Genomic DNA, 24,965 nt, shown 5'->3' on the forward strand with positions numbered 1-24,965 from the left:
TGGCGGCACGACTCCTCCTCCGGTGAGCAAGGTGGAAGCGGAGGATATGACGCTAAGCGGGACCTATGCGGGCACCATCACTTCCCCGTTCAACGGAGTGGCGCTATACGCCAATAATGATGCGGCCTCGTTCAATCAATATTATGCCTTCGGCACGCATAACTTCTCGGTGCGGGGAGCTTCTAACAATTCGTCTACGGCCAGAGTCGATCTTTTGATCGGCGGCGTGAACGTTGGCTCGTTTTATTTCACGGGAACAACACCTACCGTACAGACGCTGACGAATGTGGCCCATGCCACCGGCAGTCAGGAGGTCAAGCTGGTCGTTACCACGGATAATGGAAGCTGGGATGCCTATGTGGATTACATTGAATGGAGCCAGTGACGGGACAAGCAGGGGGAGGGCAGGCGTTATGGCGAAAAAAACAGGGATGTACCTGCTGGCAATTTCACTTTTGCTCGGCATCCTGTTCAATGGTTCGGCGGTTAGCGCAGCGACTTTTAATAACCCGTTCATCTATGCCGATGCCCCGGACAATGATGTCATCCGGGTGGGCAATGTCTATTATATGACCAGCACCACCATGCATATGAATCCCGGCGTCCCCATCATGAAATCTTATGATCTGGTCAACTGGGAGATTGTGAACTATGTCTACGATACCTATGCGAACGGGGATGCCCAGAATTTGAACAACGGGCAGAACGAATACGGCAAAGGCTCGTGGGCCAGCAGCCTCCGGTACAATAACGGTATCTACTATGTGTCCTTCGGGTCCAATGCTACCGGCCGGACCTATATCTATCAGACGACGAACATCGAGAGCGGCCCGTGGACCTCGTCGGTCCTGGGCAGCTACTATCACGATGCCTCGCTGCTGTTCGATAACGGCCGGGTCTTCCTGGTGTATGGTGTGGATAACATCAGCCTGATTGAGCTGACGGCAGATGCCAAGGCGATCAAGTCCGGCGGACTGAATCAGGTCATTATTCCAAATTCCAGTAATATTGCGGGTTCAAGCTTCATCGTGAAGGCGGAAGGCGCACATATCCAGAAGATCAACGGGTATTATTATGTCTTCCTGATCTGCTGGCCCTCGGGAAGCGGGCGCACCCAGCTAACCTACCGTTCGGCTAACTTAACCGGCGGTTATACAGGCCAGGTGTCGCTTAACGATTCAGGCATTGCCCAGGGCGGCATTGTGGACACGCCGTCCGGCTCCTGGTATGCCATGCTCTTCAGAGACAGCGGGGCGGTCGGGCGTATGCCGTACCTGATTCCCGTGACCTGGTCTAACAACTGGCCGGTCTTCGGAACCGGCGGCAAAGCGCCGCGGACGCTGAACCTGCCGGTGGAAGGGTATCCGGTGAAGAAGGTGTATGCGTCTGACGAGTTCAATGCGGGTTCGTCAGGGACAGGGCTGGCCAAGGTATGGCAGTGGAACCACAATCCCGATAACTCGAAGTGGTCGCTGACCCAGCGCTCCGGGTTCATGCGGCTGACGACCGGCAAGGTGAGTACAAGCATACTGGATGCCCGCAACACGCTGACCCAGCGGACATTCGGACCGAAGAGCACGGCCGCCACCGCCCTGGAGACAGGCGGAATGAAGGACGGGGATGTTGCCGGACTGGCTGCTTTTCAGGCTAAATACGGCTTCGTTGGTGTGAAAGTATCGGGCAGCTCTAAGTCAATTGTCATGGTCAACGCCAGCTCTGGAGCTATGGCTGAAGTGGCGAATGTGCCGCTCAGCCAGAATAGAGTCTATCTGAAGGTAGTCTGCGACTTCACCAATCAGACGGACAAGGCTTATTTCTACTATAGTCCGGATGGAAACAGCTGGACGGCAGTAGGGAATACGCTGCAAATGTCTTATACTATGCCTCATTTCATGGGCTACCGCTTTGCCTTGTTCAACTATGCCACGAAGGCTGCGGGCGGCTATGCGGATTTCGATTATCTGCGGCTGGAATAGCTTGTTTGCTTTTGAAACCAATTATGAAGAAGGAGATGTATTCAATTGAAGAACAGAATTAAGAAGGTTGTGGGCGGGCTGGCCTTAGCCAGTGTTCTGCTCACATCGGTGATGGCAGGGAGTGCCAGCGCGGCCATTACCAACGGCTCCAAGTTCCTGGGGAACATCATTGCCGGAAGCGCACCAAGCAATTTCACTACCTACTGGAATCAGGTAACGCCAGAGAATGGCACCAAATGGGGCTCCATCGAAGGCAACCGCAACCAGATGAACTGGGGCAACGCGGATATGATCTATAACTATGCGATTAGCAAGAACATCCCGTTCAAATTCCATACCCTGGTCTGGGGAAGCCAGGAGCCAAACTGGGTGGCCGGCTTGTCGGCAGCGGAGCAGAAGGCGGAGATCAGCTCCTTCATTGCGCAGGCAGGCCAGCGTTATTCCGCGAAGACTGCTTACGTGGATGTCGTCAATGAGCCGCTGCATGCCAAGCCTTCGTACCGCAATGCTATTGGCGGCGATGGAAGCACCGGCTGGGACTGGGTGATCTGGTCCTTCCAGCAGGCCAGAGCCGCATTCCCGAACGCCAAGCTGCACCTCAATGACTACGGCATTATCGGTGATCCCAGCGCGGCTGACAAATATGTGAATATTATTAATATCCTGAAGTCCAGAGGTCTGATCGACGGCATCGGCATTCAGTGCCACTACTTCAATATGGATAATGTCAGTGTGAGCACGATGAATACGGTGCTGAACAAGCTCGCGGCGACCGGCCTGCCGATCTATGTCTCTGAGCTGGACATCACCGGCGATGACAATACGCAGCTTGCCAGATACCAAACGAAGTTCCCGGTACTGTGGAACCATCCTTCGGTCAAGGGCATTACCCTGTGGGGCTACATCCAGAATCAGACCTGGGCATCGGGCACCCACCTGGTGAACTCCAACGGTACAGAACGTCCGGCGCTGAAATGGCTGAAGCAATACCTGGGCGGCTCGTCAGCCCTGATGGAAACCACCGGCAGCCAGGACCTCACTGACGCTAGTGTGCCTCAACCGGACAGCGTAGTCCAACCGGAGCTTGAGGCAGTTCCGGGCGAGTAAGCTCGTAGGCGTTGCTTGAGGCCGTTCCGGCTGAGTAAGCTCGTAGGCGTTGCTGGAGACCGTTCGGCTGAGTAGGCTCATAAGCGTTGCTGGAGGCAGTTCCGGCTGAGTAGGCTCATAAGCATGATAAAGGCTGTTCCCCATGCGCTGCAAGTCGCGCCGGGAGCAGTCTTTTTTGAGGCGCGTGGACGGAATGTAATCGAAAAACCGAACACATTCGGCGTAGCGAATGCGCGTGGGTAGAATGTACGCGAAAAACGGAACACATTGGGTGTGGCGGAGGCGAGTGGACGGAATGTATGCGAAAAACCGAACACATTGGGTGTGGCGTAGGCGCGTGGGCGGAATGTATGCGAAAAAGCGAACATATTGGACGTGACGTAGGCGAATGGGCAGAATGTATGCGAAAAAGCGAACACATTTTGCTTCTGGAGCTGGCCCGTACAGCAGTTTTCTATCTGCATCTTGCGTTCTATGACCAAAAGTGGCACACTAAAATTAGTTATACTAAACGTGGCAAAGAATGCCCCGCTCCCTTCTATCTTTAGAAGGCGGCGGGGCTTTGTGCGTTCAGACATTAATTTCATTGTAGAGCGAGGGGATTGAAGTGGGATTTACTGAAGAACATGACCAATGGTTAAACCATCATTTGAAACGAAGAAAGGGGGAGCGGCTTGATGCGCTCAAGCGGGGACACAGCTACGGTAACCGCTTATTCGTAGAATGTGTGTGGTGGCCGCTTGTTGGACATTTTCACGGACTCCATCCGGAATATGAAGTTAAGGACTGGCGCGGGAGATCCTATTTTATTGATTTACTGTGGAAGGTTGGTTCCTCACGTATTGCATTCGAGATTATGGATTATGGTTCGCATGGCACCGACCGGAGCAAATACCGGATGGACTTGAATCGCGGTCTCTTCCTGCAGTCTCAGGACTATATGGTGCTCTATATCTCGCTGGATGAGATGAAAGAAAATCCGTCCTTTGTCCTCTCCACACTGCGGAACCTGCTGTTTCCCTATTTGTCAGCAGCAGCTGCTAATGGAAGCACAGAGAAACCCTATTCCAGAATTGAACGGGATTTGATGCGGTTAGCCATTCGTAACCACCGTGTCCTCCGTCCGGGTGATGCAGCGAGAGAGCTTGAGCTTCATACCATGACAATTATTAAGTACAGCCGTATGCTGGTGGATAAGGGAAAATTTCGCCCTGTAGCGAGAGGGACATCTCCACGGGTTACATACTACGAGTACATAGGTACAATTCAAAGTCCTGATCTGGTCTGAAGACTGGAAAGGCGCCCGGTCGGAGTGTAATTGAAAACCGAACACATTGGGCGTGGCGGAGGCGTGGGGGCCAAATGTATGCGAAAAACCGAACACATTGGGCGTGGCGGAGGTGCGTGGAGCAAATATATGCGAAAAACCGAACACATTCGGCGCTGAGGAGGCGCGTGGACCAAATGTATGTGAAAAACCGAACACATTGGACGTGGCGGATGAGCGTGGAGCAAATATATGCGAAAAACTGAACACATTCGGCGCTGAGGAGGCGCGTGGAGCAAATGTATGCGAAAAAACGAACACATTCGGCGTGGCGGAGGCACATGGACCAAATGTATGCGAAAAACCGAACACATTGGGCGTGGCGGAGGCGCGTGGGCCAAATGTATGCGAAAAACCGAACACATTGGACGTGGCGGAGGCGTGGTGGCCAAATGTATGCGAAAAACCGAACACATTGGACGCTGCGGAGCCCCCGCCATCCCCCTCACCCCCTGTCCACCCCAGCAAGCGCCACCTTCCCTTCCTTATAAGCCTTCCGGTACTGCGACGGCGTGTACGTGGTCACCTTCTTGAAGATCTTCGAGAAGTACAGCGGGTCGTGGTAGCCGACCGAGTACGACAATGACTTGACCGACAGGCGCGATTCGCCGAGCAGCTCGCAGGCGCGCCGGACCCGGAAGGCGGTCAGATAGCCGGAGATGGACATGCCGGTCGCTTTCTTGAACAGCCGGAACAGGTAGCTGCGCTCGATTTTGACATATTCGACGACATCCAGCACCGACAGCGAGGACTTCCAGTAGTTACTCTCGATGTAGGCCTTGGCGGAACCGGCATAATCCTTCTTGGCCGCCGCCTGCTCACTCGGATAATACTCCATGTAGTACGACAGCAGCAGATGGAGTCCCGCCTCCGCACGCTCCCGCGCATACGGCTCCAGCTCATTCGCCTTCACCCGGCCGAACAGGGGACTCAGATCCTGCGGCGCAGGCAGCACGGCAACGGGCTGTTCCGGGGTCAGGTGAATCATGTCCAGCAGCCGCAAGGCTTCGGACCCGCTGAATTCTATCCAGCAATACGCCCACGGGTCCTGCGGATCAGGATAATAATACACCTCCATCTGCGGAAAAATCATAAAGCTGCCGCCCGCCTCCACCGGAAATATCCCCTGCCCGGTCTCCAGAAAGCCCCTGCCGCTTACGATATAATGCAGCGCATAGACATCGCGTACGCCCGGTCCCCACCGGTGCAGATTGGCAGGCTTATATCCGTTTCCTTTCACCATAGGCCCCTCGCTGAGCCCGTGTTCTCTTGAATTCATCGTCAGCACCGTATCCTTTACGCTAAGCTTAGTACTCTTACTATAAGCCGAATCCGGCAAATACACAAAGACCCGCCTGTAAAAATGACAACGCTTTCTTAAGAATGTTGGCTTACGCCGCACCTCACGCCGCAGGTAAACTGAATGTAAAGGAGGAGCGAATATGGAACTGGATACACAGCCAAGAACTCCCGGAACCGGGGGCGGCCGCGGGCCGCTTTTATGGAAACGCTTCAAAAAACAGAAGATCCTGCATTTGTTCGTCGGACTCGGCATGATCTATCTGCTGATCTTCGCCTACACTCCGATGTTTGGTATTCTGATGGCCTTCAAGGACTACAGCATCTCCAGCGGCATCAAGGGGATCTTCACCAGCGACTGGGTCGGCCTGAAGTATTTCGATGAATTCGTACATGACTATCAGTTCGGCAAGCTGGTCCGCAACACGCTGGTCCTTAGCCTGCTGAAGGTGATCTTCGCCTTCCCGGCGCCGATTCTGCTGGCGATTCTGCTCAATGAAGTAAGGCATATGGCCTTCAAAAGATTCGTGCAGACGATCAGCTACCTGCCGCATTTCATCTCATGGGTGGTAGTGGTCGGTGTCTCCTACGCCTTCCTGTCCGCAGATGTCGGGGTAGTCAATAAGGCGCTGATAGGGATGGGCTTCATCGATGAGCCGCTCGGCTTCCTGACCAGTCCGAATTACTTCTGGGGGCTGGCGGTAGGGAGCGCGGTGTGGAAGGAGATGGGCTGGTGGACGATTATTTTTCTGGCGGCGATCTCGGGCATCAGCCCGTCGCTCTATGAAGCTGCGCAGATTGACGGAGCCGGAAGGCTGGCGCGCATCCGCTATATCACCCTGCCGGGGATGAAGGGAACAATCGTAGTCGTGCTGGTCCTGACCATCGGCAGCATCCTCGGCGGCGGGCTGGTCGGCTCCAACTTCGAGCAGGCGTACCTGTTCGGCAACAGCATCAATAACCCGACCTCGGAAATTGTCCAGACCTACGCCTTCAGGGTGGGCCTCAGTGACGGACGGTTCTCCTATGCGGCGGCGATCGATCTCATCCAATCTGTTATTTCGGTCATACTGATCTTCAGCAGTAACTTTATAGCCAAACGGGTGTCAGGCTCAAGTCTGTTCTAGAGAGAGGAGGTTAAACTATGCTCAAGAGCCAGCGACAGAAGGATCTCATCTTCGACAGTATCATCTATGCGGTCTTGTTCATCATCATGCTCACCATGCTCTATCCGTTCTATTACGTGCTGATTGCCTCCTTCAACAAAGGCTCTGACTCGCTGCTGGGCGGCATGTATCTGTGGCCCCGGAACTTCACACTGGAGAACTACCGGATGTTTATCGATGATCCCAAATGGTTAAAAGCCTTTCTGGTCAGCGTGCTGCGGACCGTATCAGGAACTCTGCTTGGACTGCTGCTCACCAGTATCGTTGCTTACGGGCTGTCACACAGGGATTTGCTGTTCAGCAAGGTCTATTTTACAGTGATCGTATTCGCGATGTACTTCTCCGGCGGCCTGATTCCTTACTATGTGGTGCTGCGTTCACTGGGTCTGCTTAATTCCTTTGCAGTCTACATTATCCCTTCAATGCTCAGCACGTTCTTCCTGCTCATCGCCATCTCGTTCTTCCGCGAGATTCCCGGCGAGCTTAAGGAGTCGGCACATATCGATGGGGCCGGGGAGCTTACGATTTTCTTCCGCATTATTCTGCCGGTCTCCACACCGGTGCTGGCTACCATGGCCTTGTTCATGGGGGTCGGGCAGTGGAACTCCTGGCTCGATTCGGCATATTTCGTCCAGTCCGAGGAGCTGCGCACGATGGCCTTCCGCATGATGGAGGTCATCAACAAGAGCAATTCCCCGATGGATTCCATCGCGGTGGCGAACAGTGCCTCGGCCGGAGTGACCAGCTTCTCGCTGCAGGTGACTTCAATGGTAGTATCCATTGTGCCGATTATCTGTGTGTACCCGTTCCTGCAAAAGTACTTCGTACACGGAATCATGCTGGGTTCAGTCAAAGGCTAGACTGCAGCTTACAAATCATTCAATCATGGAGGGATTAGCTTGAACAACAGCAGAAGAATCAAGAGTTTAGCGGCCGTACTCGCCATTGCCGTATTATCGGCCTGCGGCAACGGAGGAAATGCCGGCCAGAGCACTCCATCCGGCAGCCCGGACACCGCCGCAGGCGGGAACGCATCGGCCCAGCCGGGGCAGGTGAAGGAGCTAAGCCTGTTCATCGATGCGCCTTGGTATCCGATCAACGAATGGAAGGGGCCGGTTGCCGACAAAATCACAGAGAAGACGGGCGTGAAGCTGAAGGTCACGGTGGCTACCGATGACAAGCAGCTGCCGCTGATGATCGCCTCGGGCGACCTGCCCGATCTGGTCTTCACCTACTCGAACGTGGACCGCTTATCCGACTCGAAGCTGTCCTATTCCTGGAATGAGCTGATTGAGAAGTATGCGCCGGATTTCAAAATCGACAAGACCCGTATTGCCATCCATACGATGGATGACGGCAAATTCTATACCGTCCGCAACTCCTTCGCGACCGAGGAGGAGATGAAGAACAGTAAATATTCCCTGGGCAGCGACGGCAACCCGGGCATCGCGGTCCGCGAGGATATTATGAAGGAGCTGGGCAATCCGCCAATCAAGACGCTGGACGACTTCGTTAAGGTGCTGGGGATGGTCAAGGAGAAGTATCCCGACATGGTCCCGCTGATTATGGACAAAGACTGGATCGAGCAGTATTTCCTGGCCCAGTTCGGCACAGAGACGCTGCTGGACGGATGGTATGAAAAAGACGGTAAGGTGGAATATGCGATCAAGCAGCCGAGGATGCTCGACTTCTTCAAGTTTATGAACAGTCTGTACCGTAACGGCTACATCCTGGCCGAGAATTTTGCTCTGGCCAATGACCAGATCGATGACCAGTATGCCATCAACGGCAAGGCCTTCGCCCACAGCTACACAGTAACCGTGGCGGATTCCGATAACATCAAGGTCAAGAACAATCAAGGCAACTTCACCTTCAAAATGCTGCCAAGCGTGCTCTCCAAGGATGCCAAGGTGGTTAGCTCAGGGCTTGGCTTCGCCGGAACGTTCATTACGAAGAAGAACAAGGACCCGGAGACCTCGATCAAGTTCATCCAGTATCTGGCGAGCGATGAGGGCAAGAAGCTGACGATGTTCGGGGTCGAAGGGGAGCACTGGACCTGGAATGAAGAGGGCCACCCGGACTTTAAGTACAATCCGTCTGATGGCGATTTCGTCAACACCAACGGCCTTAAGTGGTGGTATCTCTATAATGACGGGGTCACCGAGGGCATGCTGTCCTATGTGCCTGATCTGCAGAAGACCCAGGCGCTGATGGAACTCAAGTCGGTGCGCATCTACAAGCCGGAGCTGGGCCTGATCCAGACCCAGCCGGATTCGCAGGAGAAGACGATCAAGACGAAGATCGACGAAATGGTCAAGAATGAGAAGGTTAAAATCTATCTGGCCGAGTCCGAAGAGGAAGCGGTAGCCGCTTATGAGAATATGGTGAAGAACGCCGAGAGCATCGGCCTCCAGAAGCTGACCGATTGGGCGAATGCCACCTACCAGAAGAAGAAGGATTTATTCAAATAAGCTTAAGCGTAAGCGGATTCTTACCGGTAGAGACCTGGTCTCTACCGGGTTTTGCTTGTTCGTGGTACGATTAGGGAATCAAAAAAACGGGCACCGGGGGGACAGCCTGACGTGAGCATTGTACGCAAAATGATACTGGGATACATCCTGCTGATCTTCATACCGGTTGTCACCTTCGGATACTATTATTACAACAAAATTTATGAAAGCGTAAGCAGCCAGTTCGTCGGGAGCCGGCAGAAAATTCTGGAGCAGGCCTATGCCAACATGAAGGCGGATCTGGCCCGGATCGATTCGACTCAGCGTATGCTCCAGTACAATCCGTATGTCATGGATTATCTGGACGGAAGCTATGCGTCGGATTCGGAGAGTATCTATGCCTATAACCGGTATATCAATCCCGTGATTATGCAGTCGCTGAATATCAGCCCTGAAATTGAGGCCTTCCGCATCTATGTAACCAAGCCGGGCGTGCTGCCTATTACTGACAGGCTGCTGGAGATGTCGGCACTGGATGCCCAAGGGGCGCTGGACTCCCGCGGGCTGCTGCCCGGACAGGGCAAATGGGTGCTGCCGGACCCGGCGATGGAAGCGCCTCCGCTGGTGTTCTATCAGAATATCTATAATCCGGATTTCACCGAGATTATCGGCCTGCTGGAGCTGCGGGTCAGCAGTGAGCTGATCCGCAAGTTCTATAGAGCGACCGGCGGGGGCGACTGGAACGCGCTGCTGCTGCCGCCGGAAGGGATGCCGCAGGGCCGGGAGGATATCCTCGCCGGGCTGGACGAGGCGTCCCGGGCCAGATTGGCCTCGCTGGACCGGGAGCCGTATTTCATGAACCGCCAGGTGATTGTGAATCAGCTGTATATTCAGGAGCTGGGGGTCCGGGTCGCGGTGATCGGCAAGGTGTCCGAGGTGTTCCGCTCCATCCGCACCCAGGAGATGGTGATGATTGCCACGCTCGCCATTCTGCTGGCGCTGTTATCCTTGGCATACTATAATCTGGCTTCGACCATTACGAAGCGCGTCCTCCGGCTGGCCCGGCATATGCGTAATCTGAACGACGATAACCTGAAGCAGTCGGTCAGCAAGGAGGATAAGCCGGGGAGGAAGGATGAGATCAGCTTCCTGACCGATACCTATAATTCGATGCTGCTGCGGATGGATGAGCTGATTAACAATGTCCACCGGGCCGAGCTGCGCAATAAGGAAGCCGCTTACAAGGTGCTTCAGGCCCAGATCAAGCCGCATTTTCTCTATAATACGCTGGAGACCATCCGCATGCTGGCCGAGTCCAACAACGATACTGAGGTGGCTGAAATCTCTTACTGGTTCGGCAAGCTGATGCGGTACAGCCTGTCGGCGCAGGAGGATCATACGCTCCTCTCACAGGAGATAGAGACGGTGGTCTTCTATCTGAAGATTCACCAGATGCGGCTGCAAAAAAGACTGACCTATGACGTGGATATCGCCGTCGCTGCCGGAACCCTGAGCTGTCCGAGATTCATTCTGCAGCCGCTGGTCGAGAATAGTATTATCCACGGGGCAGCGGTGACGCTCCGGCCGGTCCACATTAAGATTCAGGCGGCGGAGACGGCCGAAGAGATCCGGATCAGTGTGGTGGACAGCGGGAACGGGATTCCTGAGGCCCAGCTTCAGAGAATTAATGCCCGGTTAACTGGCGCAGCAGAGCTGAAGTCCGGAGAAGAGGCCGGTGGAGGCGTGGGCCTGTACAATGTCAGTGAGCGGATTAAGTCGTTCTACGGCGGGACTTCCCGGCTGGTGCTGGAGAGCACGGAGGGCCAGGGGACCACGATAACCATCATCATACCGAAAGGGGCGGCGGAGCACTAATGCGCATATTGATAGTAGACGATGAGCCGATCATCCTTGGAGGCCTGGTCAAAATCATCCGGGAGGCCGCGCCGGCCGGCACCGAAATCCGGGAGGCGGGCGACGCGTTCGAGGCGCTTCAGATCATGCGGGAGTACCTGCCGGATGTGACGGTGACCGATCTTCATATGCCGGAGAAGGACGGGTTCGCAATGATGGAGGAGGCCCGGGAGGGCAGCTTGTGCGAACGCTTCATTATTCTGACGGGGTATGATGATTTCGAGTATGCCCGCAGGGCGCTGCGCTCCGGGGTGGTGGATTATCTGCTGAAGCCGGTGGATAAACAGGAGATGGCCGCGCTGCTGGGCCGGATTCACAGCGATCTGCCAGCTGAAGGGTCTTCAGAGGCCACGCCTCATGCCCGGCGGATTCTGGCCTATACCCAGGCAAATTATATGAACGATCTGTCGCTCGACCATCTGGCGGAGCTGATGCAGCTTCATCCCAATTACGTCAGCAATCTGTTCAAGAAGCTGACCGGCGATACCTTCGTGAATTATCTGAATACGACCCGCATCCGGGAAGCGCAGACGCTGCTCCGCACCCGCCGGGACCTGCCGGTGAGCGAGATCGGCCGCCGGGTAGGGTACGAGAATAAGCACTATTTCAACAAGGTGTTCAAAAAATATACCGGCAGCACTCCCGGAGCTTACCGGGATTCAGACGAAGCCTGTTGCTCTGCTGCATCCGCCGGACCGGTTCAATCCGGCAATGATTTTACATCCGATTAACATGCTTCATATGTTCGCGTGATATAACTGAACCAACCGGTTATAAGAGGAGAAGATCAGATGAAGCTAACCAAAGAGGAGAAATCGTGGATTCTATATGACTGCGGGAATTCCGCCTATTCGATGGCTGTGACCACGGCGCTGCTGCCGATTATCTTCGGGATGTTCGAGAATGTGGGCAGCAGCATGGATCTGGGGTACTTCAACTCCATTGCCAGTATTCTGGTTGCCGTGTTGAGTCCGGTCTTAGGGACCATTGCCGATTACAAGGACCGGAAGAAGCGATTCTTCCTGTTCTTCGCAGCGCTCGGCGTGCTGTCCACCGCATCCCTGGCCTTCGTGCCGCCGGACAGCGGGCAGTGGCAGCTGTTAATGGTGTTCTACATCCTGTCGGCCATCGGCTTTGCCGGGTCCAATATCTTCTACGATTCCTTCCTGGTCGATGTCAGCGCCGATGAGCGGATGGACAGGGTATCCACCAGAGGGTTCGCCTACGGGTATATCTTCAGCTGTATTCCGTTCGGCATCAGCCTGCTGCTGATCTTCCTGCTGGGGATGGACAAGGCCATCGGCTACCAGCTCGGGTTCATCATTACCGCGCTGTGGTGGGGGCTGCTCACAGTTCCGATGCTGCGCGATGTGAAGCAGAGATATTATATCGAGCCCGAGCCGAAGCCTGTGGCGAACAGCTTCAAGCGCCTCGCTGCGACCTTCAGGAATATCCGCCAGCACAAGCTGGTCTTTGTCTTCCTGCTGGCCTATTTCTTCTACATTGACGGAGTAGACACGATTATCAAAATGGTCGTGCCCTACGCAACCTCCGTCCTCGGCACAGACGCCCTAGATACCTTCACGCTGCTGGGGATTCTGCTCATCATCCAGATTATCGCTTTTCCCTGCGCTATTCTATACGGCAATCTGGCCAAAACCTACTCTGCGCGGACGATGATCATTGCCGGAATCTTTACCTATATCATCTCTTGTATCGCCGCTTTCTTCATTACCTCGGTGTGGCATATCTTTCTGCTGGGGGCGCTGATCGGCTCGGCACAGGGCGGAATCCAGGCGCTGAGCCGCTCCTATTTCGCCAAAATCATCCCGAAGGAGAATTCCAATGAATTCTTCGGGTTTTACAATATTTTCGGCAAGTTCGCGGCGATTCTCGGGCCTGCCTTAATGTCGCTGACCACCACGCTGACCGGGCATGCCAGCTATAGCATTCTGTCGATTATTCCGTTGTTTCTGATCGGTTTCTTTATCTTCATCACGCTGCCCAAGGGGAATTAAAGGGTCCCCGCCGAAGGATTTCATCAGCCTAATCAGGATGTCCGCATGAAGCGGCCGCCCGGTTGGGCTTTTTTGCCGTGACCCGTTGACAATTTGCCTATGATCAAATATATTATCCATAAGAATAAAAGTTTCCTTGAGGAAACATATATGCATCCAAGAAACAATAGATATATGAACAGGCCAGACAGGCCTGAGCGGAGAGGGGTGTTAGAGATGATTCAGATCAAAGGGCTACATGTTGACTATTTCGGGCATACCGCGCTGGAGGGGGTAACGCTGGATATTCCCTTCGGGCATTCGGTGGGCATCATCGGGCCTAACGGCGCCGGTAAATCCACATTCATCAAGGCGCTGCTGGACGTCATCAAGAAGCGGAGCGGTACGGTGAAGGCAGAGGGGCAGGACATCGCCCGCTACAGACGGAAGATCGCTTATGTGCCGCAGAAGAACGATATCGACCTGACTTTTCCCATCACCGTCAAGGACACGGTGTTAACCGGAACCTATCCGAACCTGAAGCTGTTCCGGCGGCCGGGGAAGAGGGAGCGGGAGATCGCGGAGCGCAGCATGGCGATGGTGGAGATCAGTGACCTTGCCGAGAAGAGAATCAGTAACTTGTCCGGAGGACAGCTTCAGCGGGTGTTTATCGCCCGGGCGCTGGCCCAGGAGGCCAGTGTGTTCTTCCTCGATGAGCCGTTTGTCGGCATTGACATGCTCAGTGAGCGCATCATTGTGAACCTGTTCAAGCAGCTCCGCGAGGAAGGGAAGACGATTCTGGTGGTCCACCATGACCTGCATGAGGTAGAGGAGTATTTTGACAAAATCATTCTGCTCAACAAGCAGCTGATCGCCTTCGGAGATGTGCAGGATACGTTCACCACGGAGAATATCCGCCGGGCCTACGGTACATCCCTGGGCAATGTGATGATTCAGGGCGCGGGAGGTGCCGCTCATGCTTGAGTCCTTATCAGGTCTCTTGAACATTCCGGTATACGCGATGAACGCCGGCTTATCGGCCATTATCCTGGGGATTGTGTCGGGGGCGCTGGGCAGCTTCATCGTTCTGCGCAAAATGTCGCTGATGGGTGACGCCCTATCCCACGCGGTGCTTCCGGGGGTGGCCCTGTCTTATATCCTGGGGATCAACATGCTGTTAGGTGCTTCCTTGTTCGGCCTGATCGCCGCGATTCTCATTCAATTCATCACCAGCCGCAGCAATATCAAGAGCGATACGTCGATCGGTATTATTCTCAGCTCCTTTTTCGCGCTCGGCATTGTCCTGATTACGTTTGCCCGCAGCGGGCTGGATCTCACCCATATTCTGTTCGGCAACATTCTGGCCGTTCCGCAATCCGAGCTGCTGCAATCCTTCATCATTATGCTGGTGGTGATCGCTGTCATTGCCCTGCTGTACAAGGAGCTGCTGATCAGCTCGTTCGACCCGGTCGTGGCGAAGGCTTACGGGCTGAAGACCGGCTTCTATCATTATCTGCTGATGATGCTGCTCTCGGTCGTGACTGTCTCTTCCCTGTCCCAGGTCGGCATCGTGCTGGTAATCGCCATGCTGGTCATTCCGGCAGCCACCTCGTATCTGTGGTCGAATACCTTGCTGCATATGATTATTATGGCCTCTGCGGCCGGAGCGGTATCCGGTGTAGCCGGTGTGTATGTGAGCTTCCGCTTCAATCTGCCGACAAGCGCCACGATCGTGCTGGTGGGCATGGCCCTGTTCATCATTTCATTCATTGTATCGCCTAAGAATAATTTCCTGCGGAGAGGATTGAAGCAAGCATGAAGCTTACAAACCGGATTCATATCGTCAAAATCATAACCGTATCCCTGCTCCTTCTGCTGCTCGCGGCCTGTGCTGACAGCAGTACCAGCAAGGGGGAAGCTGAGGATGACGGAAAACTGCAGATTGTAGCCACCTATTCCATTCTCGCGGATATGACCCGGAATATTACCGGAGACAAGGCGGATGTCTACAGCATGGTTCCCATCGGCACAGACCCGCATATGTATGATCCGCTGCCTGCGGACACCGGGAAGGTGTCCGGTGCGGACCTGATTTTCTATAACGGTCTGAATCTGGAGACCGGCAAGGGCTGGTTCCAGGATCTGCTTAAGGTAACGAAGAAGGAGGAAGCCGCGTTCGCCGTCTCCGAAGGGGTAGAACCGATGTACTTAACCGAGAAGGGGAAGGAGTCCCAGGTGGACCCTCATGCCTGGCTGGACATCCGGAATGCAGTCAAGTATGTGGAGGTCATCACCGCACGGGTGATTGAACGGGACCCGGACAATAAGCAGTATTATCTGGATAACCAGACTGCCTATGTGAAGGAACTGACGGAGCTGGACCAGTATGCCAAGGAAGCTGTGAGCAGGGTCCCGCAGGAGAAGCGCGTCCTGGTGACCAGTGAAGGGGCCTTCAAATACTTCTCCAAGGCTTACGGCTTCGAGTCCGCCTTCATCTGGGAGATTAACACCGACAGCCAGGGGACTCCCGAGCAGATGAACCGGATCATCGGCATCATCAAGGAAAAGCAGATTCCGGCGTTATTCCTGGAGACGAGCGTCAATCCCAAGACGATGGAGACGGTCTCCACGGAGACCGGGGTGCCGGTTCACTCCAGGATTTTCACAGACTCCTTAGCCAAAGAAGGCGAGGACGGCGATACCTATCTGAAGATGATTAAATGGAATATCGACAAGGTTGTTGAGGGCTTGTCCCAATAGACCCCAACAAATAACCCGCCAGCGTGGATGAATGGCTTATCCAGTCTTGGCGGGTTCATTCCGTTATTGTTCATTGTTCAAGCGGTGACAATTCCGAGGACGAAGCCGTCATAGCCCTTGCTGCCTACTGTCTGCAGGGCAGTAGCATCTATGCGCGGCTCCTCCGCGAGCAGGTCCAAGAAACGGCGGATGCCCTGCACCCGGTCATCTGTACTGTCCGGGTTAATCACTTCGCCGTTGCGCACCACGTTATCGGCTACAATGACCGCTCCCGGCCGGGCCAGCTTCAGCGCCCATTTCAGGTAATGGGGATTGTTCGGCTTGTCGGCATCAATGAAGATGAAGTCGAACGGCTCTGTTCCCCGGGCCTCCAGCAGCGCCAGCGACTCCAGTGCCGGACCTTCCATGACCTCCACCTTACCGGACACCCCCGCCAATCTCAGATTATCCTCAGCGACAACAACGTGCTTATGCTCGAATTCCAGTGTGACCAGCCTGCCGGTCTCCGGCAAAGCCCGTGCCAGCCAGATGGTGCTGTATCCGCCCAGCGTACCTATTTCCAGAATGTTGGCGGCCCCCTTCATCTTGGCGAGCAGGTGCAGCAGCTTCCCCTGGTTGGGAGCGACGTCAATATTCGGCAGCCCGGCTCCGGCATTGGCATCCAGTACGGCGTCCAGCACCGGATCTGCGGTCAGCAGCCTGTCAACGAAATAGCTATCTACCTTACTCCATTTGCTCTGTTCGTTCATTTGAATCCCTCCATTTAGTAATATTGATGTATTGGAACTGTCTTAAATATAAGGTAAAATCATTCATAATACTAATATATGTTTGTGCGGTTAACATACATTTAGATTATGAATGGAGAATGCTCATGAATCTTCATGCTCTGAGGTTATTCTATTATGTTGCCAAGACGGGAAGCGTTACGAAGGCGTCAGCCATGCTTAACATCAGCCAGCCGGCGGTGACCAGCCAGATCAAGAAATTCGAGAAGGAGCTGGGGCTGACGCTGTTCAACCCCAGCGGCCGGGGGATCTCGCTGACCCCCTTCGGGACAGAGCTGGCGGAGCAGGCAGGCAATCTGTTCACCTATGAGGAACGGATCGAGGAATTCGTCGAGGATTACCGCCAGGGCAGGAAGGGGAAGCTGCGCATTGCCGCTACCTATCTTCCGGCGAATTTCCTCGTTCCCGGCTGGGCGGCCCGCTTCAAGGCGGGGCAGCCGGAGATGGAGATTGAGATTACGACAACCAACTCCCAGCAGGCCTTTGAACAGTTGCAGCATCATGAAGCGGATGTCGCCTTCTATGGTGGCGGAGCCAAGGAGAAGCCGGAGGATGTGGACTGGCTGGAGCTTTTTGAGGATGAGCTGTGGTTTGTAGTAGCGCCTTCGCATCCCTTCGCCGGGCGTACCGTATCCTTGCCGGAGATGATGCAGGAGCCGTTCGTGATGCGTGAGGAAGGCAGCTCCACCCGGGCGCGCCTGGTCTCGCTATGTGCAACCTACGGCCTGAAGCCGCCGCGTGTGACCCTGCAGTTCAGCGGGCTGGGCGAGGTAATCCGTTCGGTGATGGCCGGCTATGGCGCCAACTTCATCTCCTCACTGGCTGTGCGGGACTATGTGGAATGGAAGCAGCTGGCCCGGGTGCAGGTGGAGGGCATCCAGCTAAGCAACCATATTGCCGTCTGCACTCGCAAGAATGAGACTCTGTCTGCTTCGCAACAGCGGTTCATTGAGATCTGCCGGCAGGTATAAACAATAATAATATATTATATATCGATTAAAATATATTGAATAACGATAAAAAATGTGTTAAATTAAACTCACTTTAACAAGTGAGGTGTTTGTGATGAACCGTAAGCCGGGATCAACCACGTTTCTGAAGGCGGTTATTATATTGTTTGCGCTGGCGGCGCTGGCACTGTGTATCTTTGCCGTACCGGCTATCGCAGAGTTTGCGGTGGAGCTGTATCCGGGTCACCGTTACCTTATGGTGCTGGTGATGATCGATCTGTACGGGGCGGCGCTGCCGTTCTTCATTGCCCTGTTCCAGGCCTACAGGCTGTTAGGCTTCATCGACCGGAATGCGGCTTTCTCGGAGGATTCGGTACGGGTGCTGAAGCATATCAAGCATTCGGCGGTATCCATCAGCGGGATGTTCACCTTGGGGCTGCCGCTGTTCTATCTGATGGCGGAGAAGGACGATGCCCCGGGCATTATTGTGATCGGGCTGATCCTGATCTTCGCTTCAATGGTCATTGCCGTATTCGCGGCGGTACTCCAGAAGCTCCTGAATGAGGCGATAGCATTGAAATCTGAGAATGATCTGACAGTCTGAGGTGATGACTATGGCGATTATAGTGAATATTGATGTGATGCTGGCGAAGCGGAAAATGAGTGTGACCGAGCTTACAGATCGGGTTGGCATCACCATGGCGAACCTGTCAGTCCTTAAGAACGGCAAGGCGAAGGCGATCCGCTTCTCAACGCTGTCCGCCATTTGCAAGGCGCTCGACTGCCAGCCGGGGGATCTGCTGGAATACATACCGGATGCTTGTGAACCGGAGGAGCCGGGAGCGGGAGGCGGGCTGGAGTGAATCCCATATTACGGCTGCTGCATTTCGGGTATCATCAGGCGATGAGCTGTATTTTTCCGGTGGCGATCTTCGGAACTTTAATTCTTACAGATATGTTCCGGCTGCCGTTCATCCACCGCTATGATCTGATCCTGCTTGCTTCTTCACCCACCACTTCATTCCTGATTTCAGATGGTGGCTGACAGCCCTGGTAGTACTCGTATTCTGGCGTACCTGGATCATCTACCGGGTGCAGGGCAAGACGTACCGGATGCCGCTGGTTCTGGCTTTTGCGATTGTCGGCTTCTTCATCTGGCTGGCTGAGAATATCGCCACCTTCCTGGGGGCGTGGCAATACCCGGACCAGCACGGGCGGTGGGAGCTGGTAGGCTCCGGCAAGATCAGCTCCTGGTTTCTGCTTGTGATTATCAGCGTAATCATTGTCGCCCAGCTTAAGCATGTTAAGGCCGGGAGGACCGGGACCAGATAGCCAGTCCGTCCAGCGGGTAACGGAACGAGGGATCGCTCCCGCCGGGAACTGCCGGAATCAGCGCACACGCTTCTCCTTCTGCATGGAGAGCGAATAGCTGCTCGATGTGATAAACTCCGGGCTCCGGGGCCGATTCATACAGCCTTAGCGCAACCCCGGCAGCGGTGACAGCGGTTATGGCCGCTTCATGAACGCCTGCAATTCCGTATTCTACCTTAGCAGGTTTGCCGTCCAGTGACCCGTAAGCGTCTACCTTGACGGCGTAGCCTTCCGAGCCGAAGCGGATGCGGCTGAGCGCCTTGACCGCGAGATTGCGGACCGTCCGGTTACGGAGCAGGCGGGTCAGGCCGGTGCGGCGCAACAGGGCTGCGGCGGAGGTGGCGCTGCGGGAATCGAAGCAGAGCCGGGTGGAGACCGAAGGGACATCCAGGGTCAGCGGCAGGGTCACCTGATCCGAGAAAGGAAAGCGGTAGACCCGGTGCTGCCGCAGATCAAAGCCGAAATCAGCAGTCTTGGCTTCTGTGAAGCTGGAGATGGAACGCGGTCTGCCGTGTTCCGTAATTGTGAAATCCGCTGTGAGGTTGTCCACCGTCCACTCCAGTGCCGCCTGTCCATGGCTGTCACCCAGCCCCAGCATAATGGAGATATCAATCGACTCCGTATGTGCAAGCTCCCGGGCCGCCTGCGCGGCGAGCAGATTGGTCAAGCCGGGAGCGAGACCGACGCTGAGCAGGGCGGCGGCCTTGAAGCCGTGCTTCACCGGGTCCAGCTCCTGGAGCCGGGTCAGGAACTCTCCGTTCGCCGAGACATCCACATAGTGGGTCCCGCTCTGAAGGCAGGCTTCGGCCAGCCGGGTGTCCTCCTGGTCCAGACACATGATGACCAGCCTCGTCCGCTCCAGCAGCCCCCGGTCCAGCGGCTGATCCGCTGCCAGGCGCAGCGGCTTCACTTTTCCTTCTGTACTGCGGGAGAATGCCTCGGCGCTCTGCAGATTTCTGCCTGCGGCGTAGACCCTGCCGGGGTACGCCGCTCCAAGAATACGGCTGATCTGTGACCCGACATGTCCGTAACCGCCGATGACTATAATATCTGTTTTCATAATAGAATCCCGTCCTTTATGGTATCACGCAGTATCTGCGGTATAATTAGATTTGAAATATAAGAATCTATATGTTTTGGGGTCCCCGCAAAGTACCTGAGTCACCACCTACGCTAAAGCCCCGCTTTGTGGGGGTGCTTTGTGTATTATTATCCGGATATCACGGGCAACAGACTATCCCACATTTGTGGGATTTCGGAGAGGATAGAAGATGAACGAGGCGTTACGAAGTATAGCCCAGCTTGATCCGGCGCGGGGCGGGCCGGACCTGGATTCGATGCAGTACCGGGAAGCGGTGATTGCGCGGCTCCGCCAACTGGTTCCATTTGCTGCGGCCTGCTGTACGACAGTAGACCCGCATACGCTTTTAACGACGGGAGCAGTGACGGAGCAGGGACTCGAAGCAGTGCATGCCGTGCTGCTGGAATATGAATATCTGCGTGAGGATGAGATGAACTACGCGCAGCTGGCCGGGGCGGATATGCCGGTGGTCTGCTTAAGCGCCGCTACAGGCGGGAAGCCTGAACGGAGCAGGCGCTACCGCAAGGTGCTGCAGCCAGCCGGATTCGGCGATGAGCTGCGGGCCGCGCTGCGGACCGGCGGGGTCTGCTGGGGGTTTCTGACCCTGTTCAGGCCGCTTGGACATCCGCCGTTCGGGGAGCAGGAATGCGCCCTGATCGCAGCCGCCGGGCCATTGATCGCCGAACGTCTGCGCGGCTATGCCTCTGTGCCGCCGGTCACCGCAGCGGATAACGGAGTGCCGGAGGACAACGGCATCCTGGTGCTGGATGAAGAGCTGGCTCCGCGAAGCGCGAATGCGGCGGCGGACTATTGGCTGGCCCAGCTCCGGCAGAAGGAGAAGCTGGCGGATGGAGCGCTGCCCGGACCGGTACGCGCAGCCTGTCTGCGGGTACTTGCGGAGCAGCAGAAGAAGCCCGCGGGGGCTGAGCCTTCACCGGCAAGAATCTGCCTCCAGACCGGCGACGGAGCTTATCTGACGGTAACAGCAAGCCTGCTTGGCGGACCGGAGCGGCAGCTGGCGGTGTCATTTGTCAGCGCCCGTGCTGCGGATGTCTTCAGGCTGCTGGCTGAGGCTTTTGCCTTCACCGCGCGGGAGAAGCAGCTTGCCGAGATGCTGTCGCTGGGGTTATCGACCAAGGAGCTGGCCGAGTCGCTGCATATCTCTGCGTATACCGTGCAGGACCACCTGAAATCGATCTTCGCCAAGGCCGGCGTATCCAGCCGCCGGGAGCTGATCAGCAGGCTGCTGCCGCGTTAGACATTATACTGAAACAGGGGAAGACCCGGAAGCCATGAAGCGGCTCCGGGTCTTCCCCTGTTTGCTAATCTATAGTGAACTGCCGGTGTGCCTTACTGGCGCAGAGTCTTCAGTGCACCGCTCCAGGCCAGAAGCTGATCCAGCATCGCATTGACATTAGCGGTATGCAGGTCAGCAGGCTTGAACACCGAGCCGTTCTCGAAGTCGGTGAACAGCGAGAGCAGCGGGTGGACACGCACATCGGCAACGGACAGCTCGCCGAGAATACCGCGCAGATGCTCAGCGGCACGGGCACCGCCGGCGGAGCCGTAGCTTACGATACCGGCAGCCTTGTTGTTCCACTCTTCACGGGCAGAGTCCAGTGCGTTCTTCAGCGCCCCGGAGAGGCTGTGGTTGTATTCCTGAACGATGAATACGAATCCGTCCAGAGTAGCCAGCTTGGCGGCCCAGGCCTGGGCTTCAGCATAGCTGTCGCTCTCCCCGAGCAGCGGCAGCTTGAAATCGGCAATATCTACGATCTCATAATTTGCATCGCCGCGGGCGTCAGCAATGCCCTTAACCCATTCGCCTACCTGTGGGCTTACGCGGCCCTGGCGTGTGCTTCCGAGAATAATTCCGATGTTAAGTGTTGACATGGTAATTCCTCCTTGGTTTTGTTTTCCGTAATTTGTCTTGCTGATATGTCTTTATTATATCTAATAACAAAAATAAAGCAAGTTATTTTTTGAAAGTATTTTAACCTTTTGCGGGAATGAAAACAGTCCATAGCCGACCCGTATCCGGGAAAGGCAATGGACCACAACTATTGGCGCTGCTCAGTTAATGTCTGGAGCCGGCAGAATTCATCTCTCCGGCCAGCCGTTTAACCACATAAGGTACAGCCGTCATAGTGGCTGCCACGCGCTGGTGGACGCAGGCTCTCGTTGAACGTCACCCAATACTTTACTATACCTCAGCAGTGCTTAAATAATACTTCGCAATCCACCAGCTTGCGGTTATAGCATCAGCACGATGGGTATATCGAAATGGCTACCGCTACAACGGCAATACCTTCGTCCATAGGCTCTTGGAAGAAAGGCTGTTCCAATACCTCGGATAAAGGCTTAATTTCACCGGTCATCGGCTGACGATCCTTTTTCTGTATCTGATCAGGCGGCTAATATGTCATGATGCATAACATATGTAGAGTGGATTTAGGCAGAGATACAAATTGTAAGGGGGATTAATTGATTTGAAAGGTGAAAACCGCTTAAAATACACTCAACAAGTCAGTTATCCTGACATATAATTAACTATTCTTAAACATAAAGGGGTGGGGGAGCCATGATAGAGGAAAAGAAGCAGCAGGCAGAGCTGGAACTCCCGCGTGATTGCACCTTCTCGCCGGAGGACTGGCGGATTCTGGCCCAATACTGGTATCCGGTCGCGGCTGCGGAGGAGGTGCATGACCAGCCGGTGGCCGTGAAGCTGCTGGATATGAAGCTGGTCTGCTACCGGAGCGGGGGCAAGGTGGTGGTGGCCCGGGATCTTTGTTTTCACCGCGGGGCCCCCTTGAGCAAAGGCTGGGTCGAGAACGGCGAGATTGTATGCCCGTACCACGGCTTCCGCTATAACTGTGAAGGCAAGTGCACGGCCGTACCGGCGCATCCCAATGCCAAAATCTCACCCCGCCTGAAGCTGATCGTCTATCCTGCGGTCGAGCGCTATGGCCTGATCTGGACCTGCCTGGGCGGCGCCCCGGAGCAGATTCCCGCCTTCCCGGCCTGGGATGATCCGGACTATATCAATATCCTTATTCCAAGCTTTGATATTGCCGGCTCCTCAGGACGGCAGATGGAGGGGTTCCTTGATGTATCCCACTTCGCGTATGTGCATACGGCAACCTTCGGGGACCGCAACAATACGGAGGTTCCCCAGTACAAGGTATGGCGCGAAGGGGAGACGGAGCTGGTGGCTGAATATTGGAGCACGGTCAGCAACTATGGCAAGGGACAGGAGAATCCCGCACCGGAGGGCTTCCAGTGGCTGCGCGAATTCCGCGTCTTTGCCCCGTTCGCCGCTTCGCTGACCGTCTACTTCCCCGATGAGGGCCGGCTGAAGATTCTGAACTGCGCTTCACCGGTGTCCGCCCGCTATACCCGGCTGTTCTGCCCGATCTCGCGGAACTTCGACAAGAACGCTCCGGTCGAGGATACCATCAAGTTCAACCTCCAGGTGTTCCAGGAGGATGCGGATATGGTGGAGGCGCAGACGCCGGAGGATCTGCCGCTGGATCTCCAGGCCGAAGCCCACATTCCGGCAGACCGGACCTCCATTGCCTACCGTCAGCTGCTCAGCAGCCTCGGGCTGGGACGGAATTATACCTCGTAAGAGGCTAACAGGTTGGCCCGGCTGAAGAGAGCAGACTCTCGTTGGCCGGGCCAAATGTATGCGAAAAAGCGAACATATTCGGCGCTGCGTAGGCCCGTGGACCAAATGTAATCGAAAAACCGAACACATTCGGCGCTGCGTGGGCCCGTGGGCCAAATGTAATCGAAAAACCGAACACATTCGGCGCTGCGTGGGCCCGTGGGCCAAATGTAATCGAAAAACCGAACACATTCGGCGCTGCGTGGACCCGTGGGCCAAATGTAATCGAAAAACCGAACACATTCGGCGTTGCATAGGCGCGTGGGTCAAATGAAATCGGAAAACCGATTACAATGCGCACGTCGAGGGTGTACGGACCGAATGTAATCGGAAAACCGATTACAGTGCGCACGTCGAGGGTGTACGGACCGAATGTAATCGGAAAACCGATTACAATGGGCGCGTTAACAGGTAGGCGAAGAAATTTGAGTCACCGCCTGCGGCCTGGTAAATAGCACTGGCATCCTTCACCTTCCGGGCCTATGTGTGTCCTGTCCTACACCGTGTAGTTCTCCAAGGTTAGGCTCCATTTCCCATCTAGATGCTCGATTCTGTGCAGGCTGGTATAGTCTGCAGGGAACGGGGTGGTCAGGTTATTCCAGTCCAGTTCTTTGATGAGGTAATAAATATTGTCGATCACTCCGCCATGGGTCACAAGGATGAGATTATCGTCCGGATCACGCCCGGCCTGCTCTCCGCACAAGCGGGTGAATGCTTCCCGGATACGCGAGAAGAACTCCTGCGGGCTCTCGCCGCCGGGATAACGCTCGTCCATCCGCAGGCTGCTGAAATACAGGCCCGGATACCGTTCATTCACAATCTCGTTGGGCATTCCGGCGATTACGCCATTGTTCATTTCTCTCCAATCTATACTCCGCTCAACAGGTAACTCGAGTTCCCTTGCCAGCTCCCCGGCTGTATCCAGCGCCCGCGCCAGATCGCTGCTGATGATACGTTTGATCTTGTATAAATCCTGATTCTCCTTCAGATAGCGGCCCAGCTTCTCGGACTGTCTGTACCCTTCAGTGTTCAGCCCACGTGTGCTCCATCCCCCGCGGTACCCTTCATCATCCGCGCCGTGCCTTACCAGATAAATCGTCAACTTTCCATCG

At 55.2% G+C, this 24,965-nt stretch carries 23 protein-coding genes and 1 pseudogene; 19 read left to right on the forward strand and 5 right to left on the reverse strand.

Annotation, left to right across the window (positions count from 1 at the left end):
• Window positions 1-46 precede the first annotated feature (46 nt).
• The 4 genes from MHI24_RS28190 (at window position 47) to MHI24_RS28205 (ending at window position 4,371) form a co-directional block, all read left to right on the forward strand.
• The gene (locus MHI24_RS28190; protein ID WP_340026821.1) at window positions 47-385 is read left to right on the forward strand and encodes a hypothetical protein; all 339 of its coding nucleotides are present in this window, start codon (window positions 47-49) and stop codon (window positions 383-385) included.
• 28 nt (window positions 386-413) lie between these two features.
• Window positions 414-1,976 (forward strand): glycoside hydrolase 43 family protein, encoded by a 1,563-nt coding sequence (locus MHI24_RS28195; protein WP_340022860.1) that lies wholly within the window; start codon window positions 414-416, stop codon window positions 1,974-1,976.
• Window positions 1,977-2,021: 45 nt separating this feature from the next.
• A complete protein-coding gene (locus MHI24_RS28200) occupies window positions 2,022-3,083 on the forward strand; it encodes an endo-1,4-beta-xylanase (protein WP_340022861.1) in 1,062 nt (353 codons plus the stop codon).
• A 607-nt stretch (window positions 3,084-3,690) separates the two neighbouring features.
• On the forward strand, window positions 3,691-4,371 hold the full coding sequence (locus MHI24_RS28205) for a hypothetical protein (protein ID WP_340022862.1): 681 nt from the start codon (window positions 3,691-3,693) through the stop codon (window positions 4,369-4,371).
• Window positions 4,372-4,855: 484 nt separating this feature from the next.
• Here the strand turns inward: MHI24_RS28205 and MHI24_RS28210 are convergent, their stop codons facing one another.
• Window positions 4,856-5,689, reverse strand: a complete 834-nt coding sequence (locus tag MHI24_RS28210) for an AraC family transcriptional regulator (protein WP_340022863.1) — start codon at window positions 5,687-5,689, stop codon at window positions 4,856-4,858.
• Between the two features lie 163 nt (window positions 5,690-5,852).
• On the opposite strand from MHI24_RS28210, the gene MHI24_RS28215 reads away from it, so the two are divergent.
• The 9 genes from MHI24_RS28215 to MHI24_RS28255 all read left to right on the forward strand — a co-directional run bounded on the left by MHI24_RS28215 (window position 5,853) and on the right by MHI24_RS28255 (window position 15,996).
• A complete protein-coding gene (locus MHI24_RS28215) occupies window positions 5,853-6,836 on the forward strand; it encodes an ABC transporter permease subunit (RefSeq protein ID WP_340022864.1) in 984 nt (327 codons plus the stop codon).
• Window positions 6,837-6,853: 17 nt separating this feature from the next.
• Window positions 6,854-7,735: a carbohydrate ABC transporter permease gene (locus tag MHI24_RS28220; RefSeq protein ID WP_340022865.1), complete on the forward strand. Its 882-nt coding sequence runs from the start codon at window positions 6,854-6,856 to the stop codon at window positions 7,733-7,735.
• Window positions 7,736-7,774: 39 nt separating this feature from the next.
• Entirely contained in the window at window positions 7,775-9,346 is a 1,572-nt protein-coding gene (locus tag MHI24_RS28225; RefSeq protein ID WP_340022866.1) for an extracellular solute-binding protein, read from the forward strand.
• A 111-nt stretch (window positions 9,347-9,457) separates the two neighbouring features.
• Window positions 9,458-11,200 (forward strand): histidine kinase, encoded by a 1,743-nt coding sequence (locus MHI24_RS28230; RefSeq protein ID WP_340022867.1) that lies wholly within the window; start codon window positions 9,458-9,460, stop codon window positions 11,198-11,200.
• Window positions 11,200-11,970, forward strand: coding sequence for a response regulator (locus tag MHI24_RS28235; protein ID WP_340022868.1), 771 nt, complete (start codon window positions 11,200-11,202; stop codon window positions 11,968-11,970). Before MHI24_RS28230 ends, MHI24_RS28235 begins: the two co-directional genes overlap by 1 nt.
• 60 nt (window positions 11,971-12,030) lie before the next feature.
• Window positions 12,031-13,257 carry an MFS transporter gene (locus MHI24_RS28240; protein ID WP_340022869.1) on the forward strand — a complete coding sequence of 409 codons (1,227 nt, stop codon included), beginning with the start codon at window positions 12,031-12,033 and terminating at the stop codon, window positions 13,255-13,257.
• Window positions 13,258-13,476: 219 nt separating this feature from the next.
• Window positions 13,477-14,220: a metal ABC transporter ATP-binding protein gene (locus MHI24_RS28245; protein ID WP_340026822.1), complete on the forward strand. Its 744-nt coding sequence runs from the start codon at window positions 13,477-13,479 to the stop codon at window positions 14,218-14,220.
• A complete protein-coding gene (locus tag MHI24_RS28250; protein WP_340022870.1) occupies window positions 14,213-15,055 on the forward strand; it encodes a metal ABC transporter permease in 843 nt (280 codons plus the stop codon). Before MHI24_RS28245 ends, MHI24_RS28250 begins: the two co-directional genes overlap by 8 nt.
• 20 nt (window positions 15,056-15,075) lie before the next feature.
• The gene (locus tag MHI24_RS28255) at window positions 15,076-15,996 is read left to right on the forward strand and encodes a metal ABC transporter substrate-binding protein (RefSeq protein WP_340026823.1); all 921 of its coding nucleotides are present in this window, start codon (window positions 15,076-15,078) and stop codon (window positions 15,994-15,996) included.
• Between the two features lie 77 nt (window positions 15,997-16,073).
• On the opposite strand, the gene MHI24_RS28260 is transcribed toward MHI24_RS28255, so the two are convergent.
• On the reverse strand, window positions 16,074-16,745 hold the full coding sequence (locus MHI24_RS28260) for an O-methyltransferase (protein ID WP_340022872.1): 672 nt from the start codon (window positions 16,743-16,745) through the stop codon (window positions 16,074-16,076).
• A 125-nt stretch (window positions 16,746-16,870) separates the two neighbouring features.
• Between MHI24_RS28260 and MHI24_RS28265 the strand changes: the two genes are divergently transcribed.
• The 4 genes and pseudogenes from MHI24_RS28265 (at window position 16,871) to MHI24_RS28280 (ending at window position 19,066) form a co-directional block, all read left to right on the forward strand.
• Window positions 16,871-17,755: a LysR family transcriptional regulator gene (locus tag MHI24_RS28265; RefSeq protein WP_340022873.1), complete on the forward strand. Its 885-nt coding sequence runs from the start codon at window positions 16,871-16,873 to the stop codon at window positions 17,753-17,755.
• Between the two features lie 94 nt (window positions 17,756-17,849).
• The gene (locus MHI24_RS28270) at window positions 17,850-18,338 is read left to right on the forward strand and encodes a DUF2975 domain-containing protein (protein ID WP_340022874.1); all 489 of its coding nucleotides are present in this window, start codon (window positions 17,850-17,852) and stop codon (window positions 18,336-18,338) included.
• Between the two features lie 10 nt (window positions 18,339-18,348).
• Window positions 18,349-18,597 (forward strand): helix-turn-helix transcriptional regulator, encoded by a 249-nt coding sequence (locus MHI24_RS28275; RefSeq protein WP_340022875.1) that lies wholly within the window; start codon window positions 18,349-18,351, stop codon window positions 18,595-18,597.
• Window positions 18,594-19,066, forward strand: a pseudogene (locus MHI24_RS28280) (DUF817 family protein). Before MHI24_RS28275 ends, MHI24_RS28280 begins: the two are co-directional and overlap by 4 nt.
• Here the strand turns inward: MHI24_RS28280 and MHI24_RS28285 are convergent.
• Window positions 19,038-20,165, reverse strand: coding sequence for a saccharopine dehydrogenase NADP-binding domain-containing protein (locus MHI24_RS28285; protein ID WP_340022876.1), 1,128 nt, complete (start codon window positions 20,163-20,165; stop codon window positions 19,038-19,040). The pseudogene MHI24_RS28280 and the gene MHI24_RS28285 sit on opposite strands and share 29 nt — an antisense overlap.
• A gap of 211 nt (window positions 20,166-20,376) precedes the next feature.
• Between MHI24_RS28285 and MHI24_RS28290 the strand changes: the two genes are divergently transcribed.
• A complete protein-coding gene (locus MHI24_RS28290) occupies window positions 20,377-21,444 on the forward strand; it encodes a helix-turn-helix transcriptional regulator (protein ID WP_340022878.1) in 1,068 nt (355 codons plus the stop codon).
• Window positions 21,445-21,536: 92 nt separating this feature from the next.
• On the opposite strand, the gene MHI24_RS28295 is transcribed toward MHI24_RS28290, so the two are convergent.
• A complete protein-coding gene (locus tag MHI24_RS28295; RefSeq protein ID WP_340022879.1) occupies window positions 21,537-22,079 on the reverse strand; it encodes an NADPH-dependent FMN reductase in 543 nt (180 codons plus the stop codon).
• A 688-nt stretch (window positions 22,080-22,767) separates the two neighbouring features.
• On the opposite strand from MHI24_RS28295, the gene MHI24_RS28300 reads away from it, so the two are divergent.
• Window positions 22,768-23,814, forward strand: a complete 1,047-nt coding sequence (locus MHI24_RS28300) for an aromatic ring-hydroxylating dioxygenase subunit alpha (RefSeq protein WP_340022880.1) — start codon at window positions 22,768-22,770, stop codon at window positions 23,812-23,814.
• A 535-nt stretch (window positions 23,815-24,349) separates the two neighbouring features.
• Here the strand turns inward: MHI24_RS28300 and MHI24_RS28305 are convergent.
• Window positions 24,350-24,955 (reverse strand): histidine phosphatase family protein, encoded by a 606-nt coding sequence (locus tag MHI24_RS28305; protein WP_340022881.1) that lies wholly within the window; start codon window positions 24,953-24,955, stop codon window positions 24,350-24,352.
• Window positions 24,956-24,965 lie beyond the last annotated feature (10 nt).

It is taken from the genome of Paenibacillus sp. FSL K6-1096, from assembly GCF_037977055.1.
Lineage (GTDB): Bacteria > Bacillota > Bacilli > Paenibacillales > Paenibacillaceae > Paenibacillus_AQ.

Coding starts and splice junctions, on each gene's coding strand:
- MHI24_RS28290 (WP_340022878.1), top strand. CDS start 20,377: ATGAACGAGGCGTTACGAAGTATAGCCCAGCTTGATCCGGCGCGGGGC.
- MHI24_RS28270 (WP_340022874.1), top strand. CDS start 17,850: ATGAACCGTAAGCCGGGATCAACCACGTTTCTGAAGGCGGTTATTATA.
- MHI24_RS28190 (WP_340026821.1), top strand. CDS start 47: ATGACGCTAAGCGGGACCTATGCGGGCACCATCACTTCCCCGTTCAAC.
- MHI24_RS28220 (WP_340022865.1), top strand. CDS start 6,854: ATGCTCAAGAGCCAGCGACAGAAGGATCTCATCTTCGACAGTATCATC.
- MHI24_RS28195 (WP_340022860.1), top strand. CDS start 414: ATGGCGAAAAAAACAGGGATGTACCTGCTGGCAATTTCACTTTTGCTC.
- MHI24_RS28250 (WP_340022870.1), top strand. CDS start 14,213: ATGCTTGAGTCCTTATCAGGTCTCTTGAACATTCCGGTATACGCGATG.
- MHI24_RS28275 (WP_340022875.1), top strand. CDS start 18,349: ATGGCGATTATAGTGAATATTGATGTGATGCTGGCGAAGCGGAAAATG.
- MHI24_RS28265 (WP_340022873.1), top strand. CDS start 16,871: ATGAATCTTCATGCTCTGAGGTTATTCTATTATGTTGCCAAGACGGGA.
- MHI24_RS28285 (WP_340022876.1), bottom strand. CDS start 20,165: ATGAAAACAGATATTATAGTCATCGGCGGTTACGGACATGTCGGGTCA.
- MHI24_RS28240 (WP_340022869.1), top strand. CDS start 12,031: ATGAAGCTAACCAAAGAGGAGAAATCGTGGATTCTATATGACTGCGGG.
- MHI24_RS28210 (WP_340022863.1), bottom strand. CDS start 5,689: ATGAATTCAAGAGAACACGGGCTCAGCGAGGGGCCTATGGTGAAAGGA.
- MHI24_RS28295 (WP_340022879.1), bottom strand. CDS start 22,079: ATGTCAACACTTAACATCGGAATTATTCTCGGAAGCACACGCCAGGGC.
- MHI24_RS28215 (WP_340022864.1), top strand. CDS start 5,853: ATGGAACTGGATACACAGCCAAGAACTCCCGGAACCGGGGGCGGCCGC.
- MHI24_RS28260 (WP_340022872.1), bottom strand. CDS start 16,745: ATGAACGAACAGAGCAAATGGAGTAAGGTAGATAGCTATTTCGTTGAC.
- MHI24_RS28300 (WP_340022880.1), top strand. CDS start 22,768: ATGATAGAGGAAAAGAAGCAGCAGGCAGAGCTGGAACTCCCGCGTGAT.
- MHI24_RS28235 (WP_340022868.1), top strand. CDS start 11,200: ATGCGCATATTGATAGTAGACGATGAGCCGATCATCCTTGGAGGCCTG.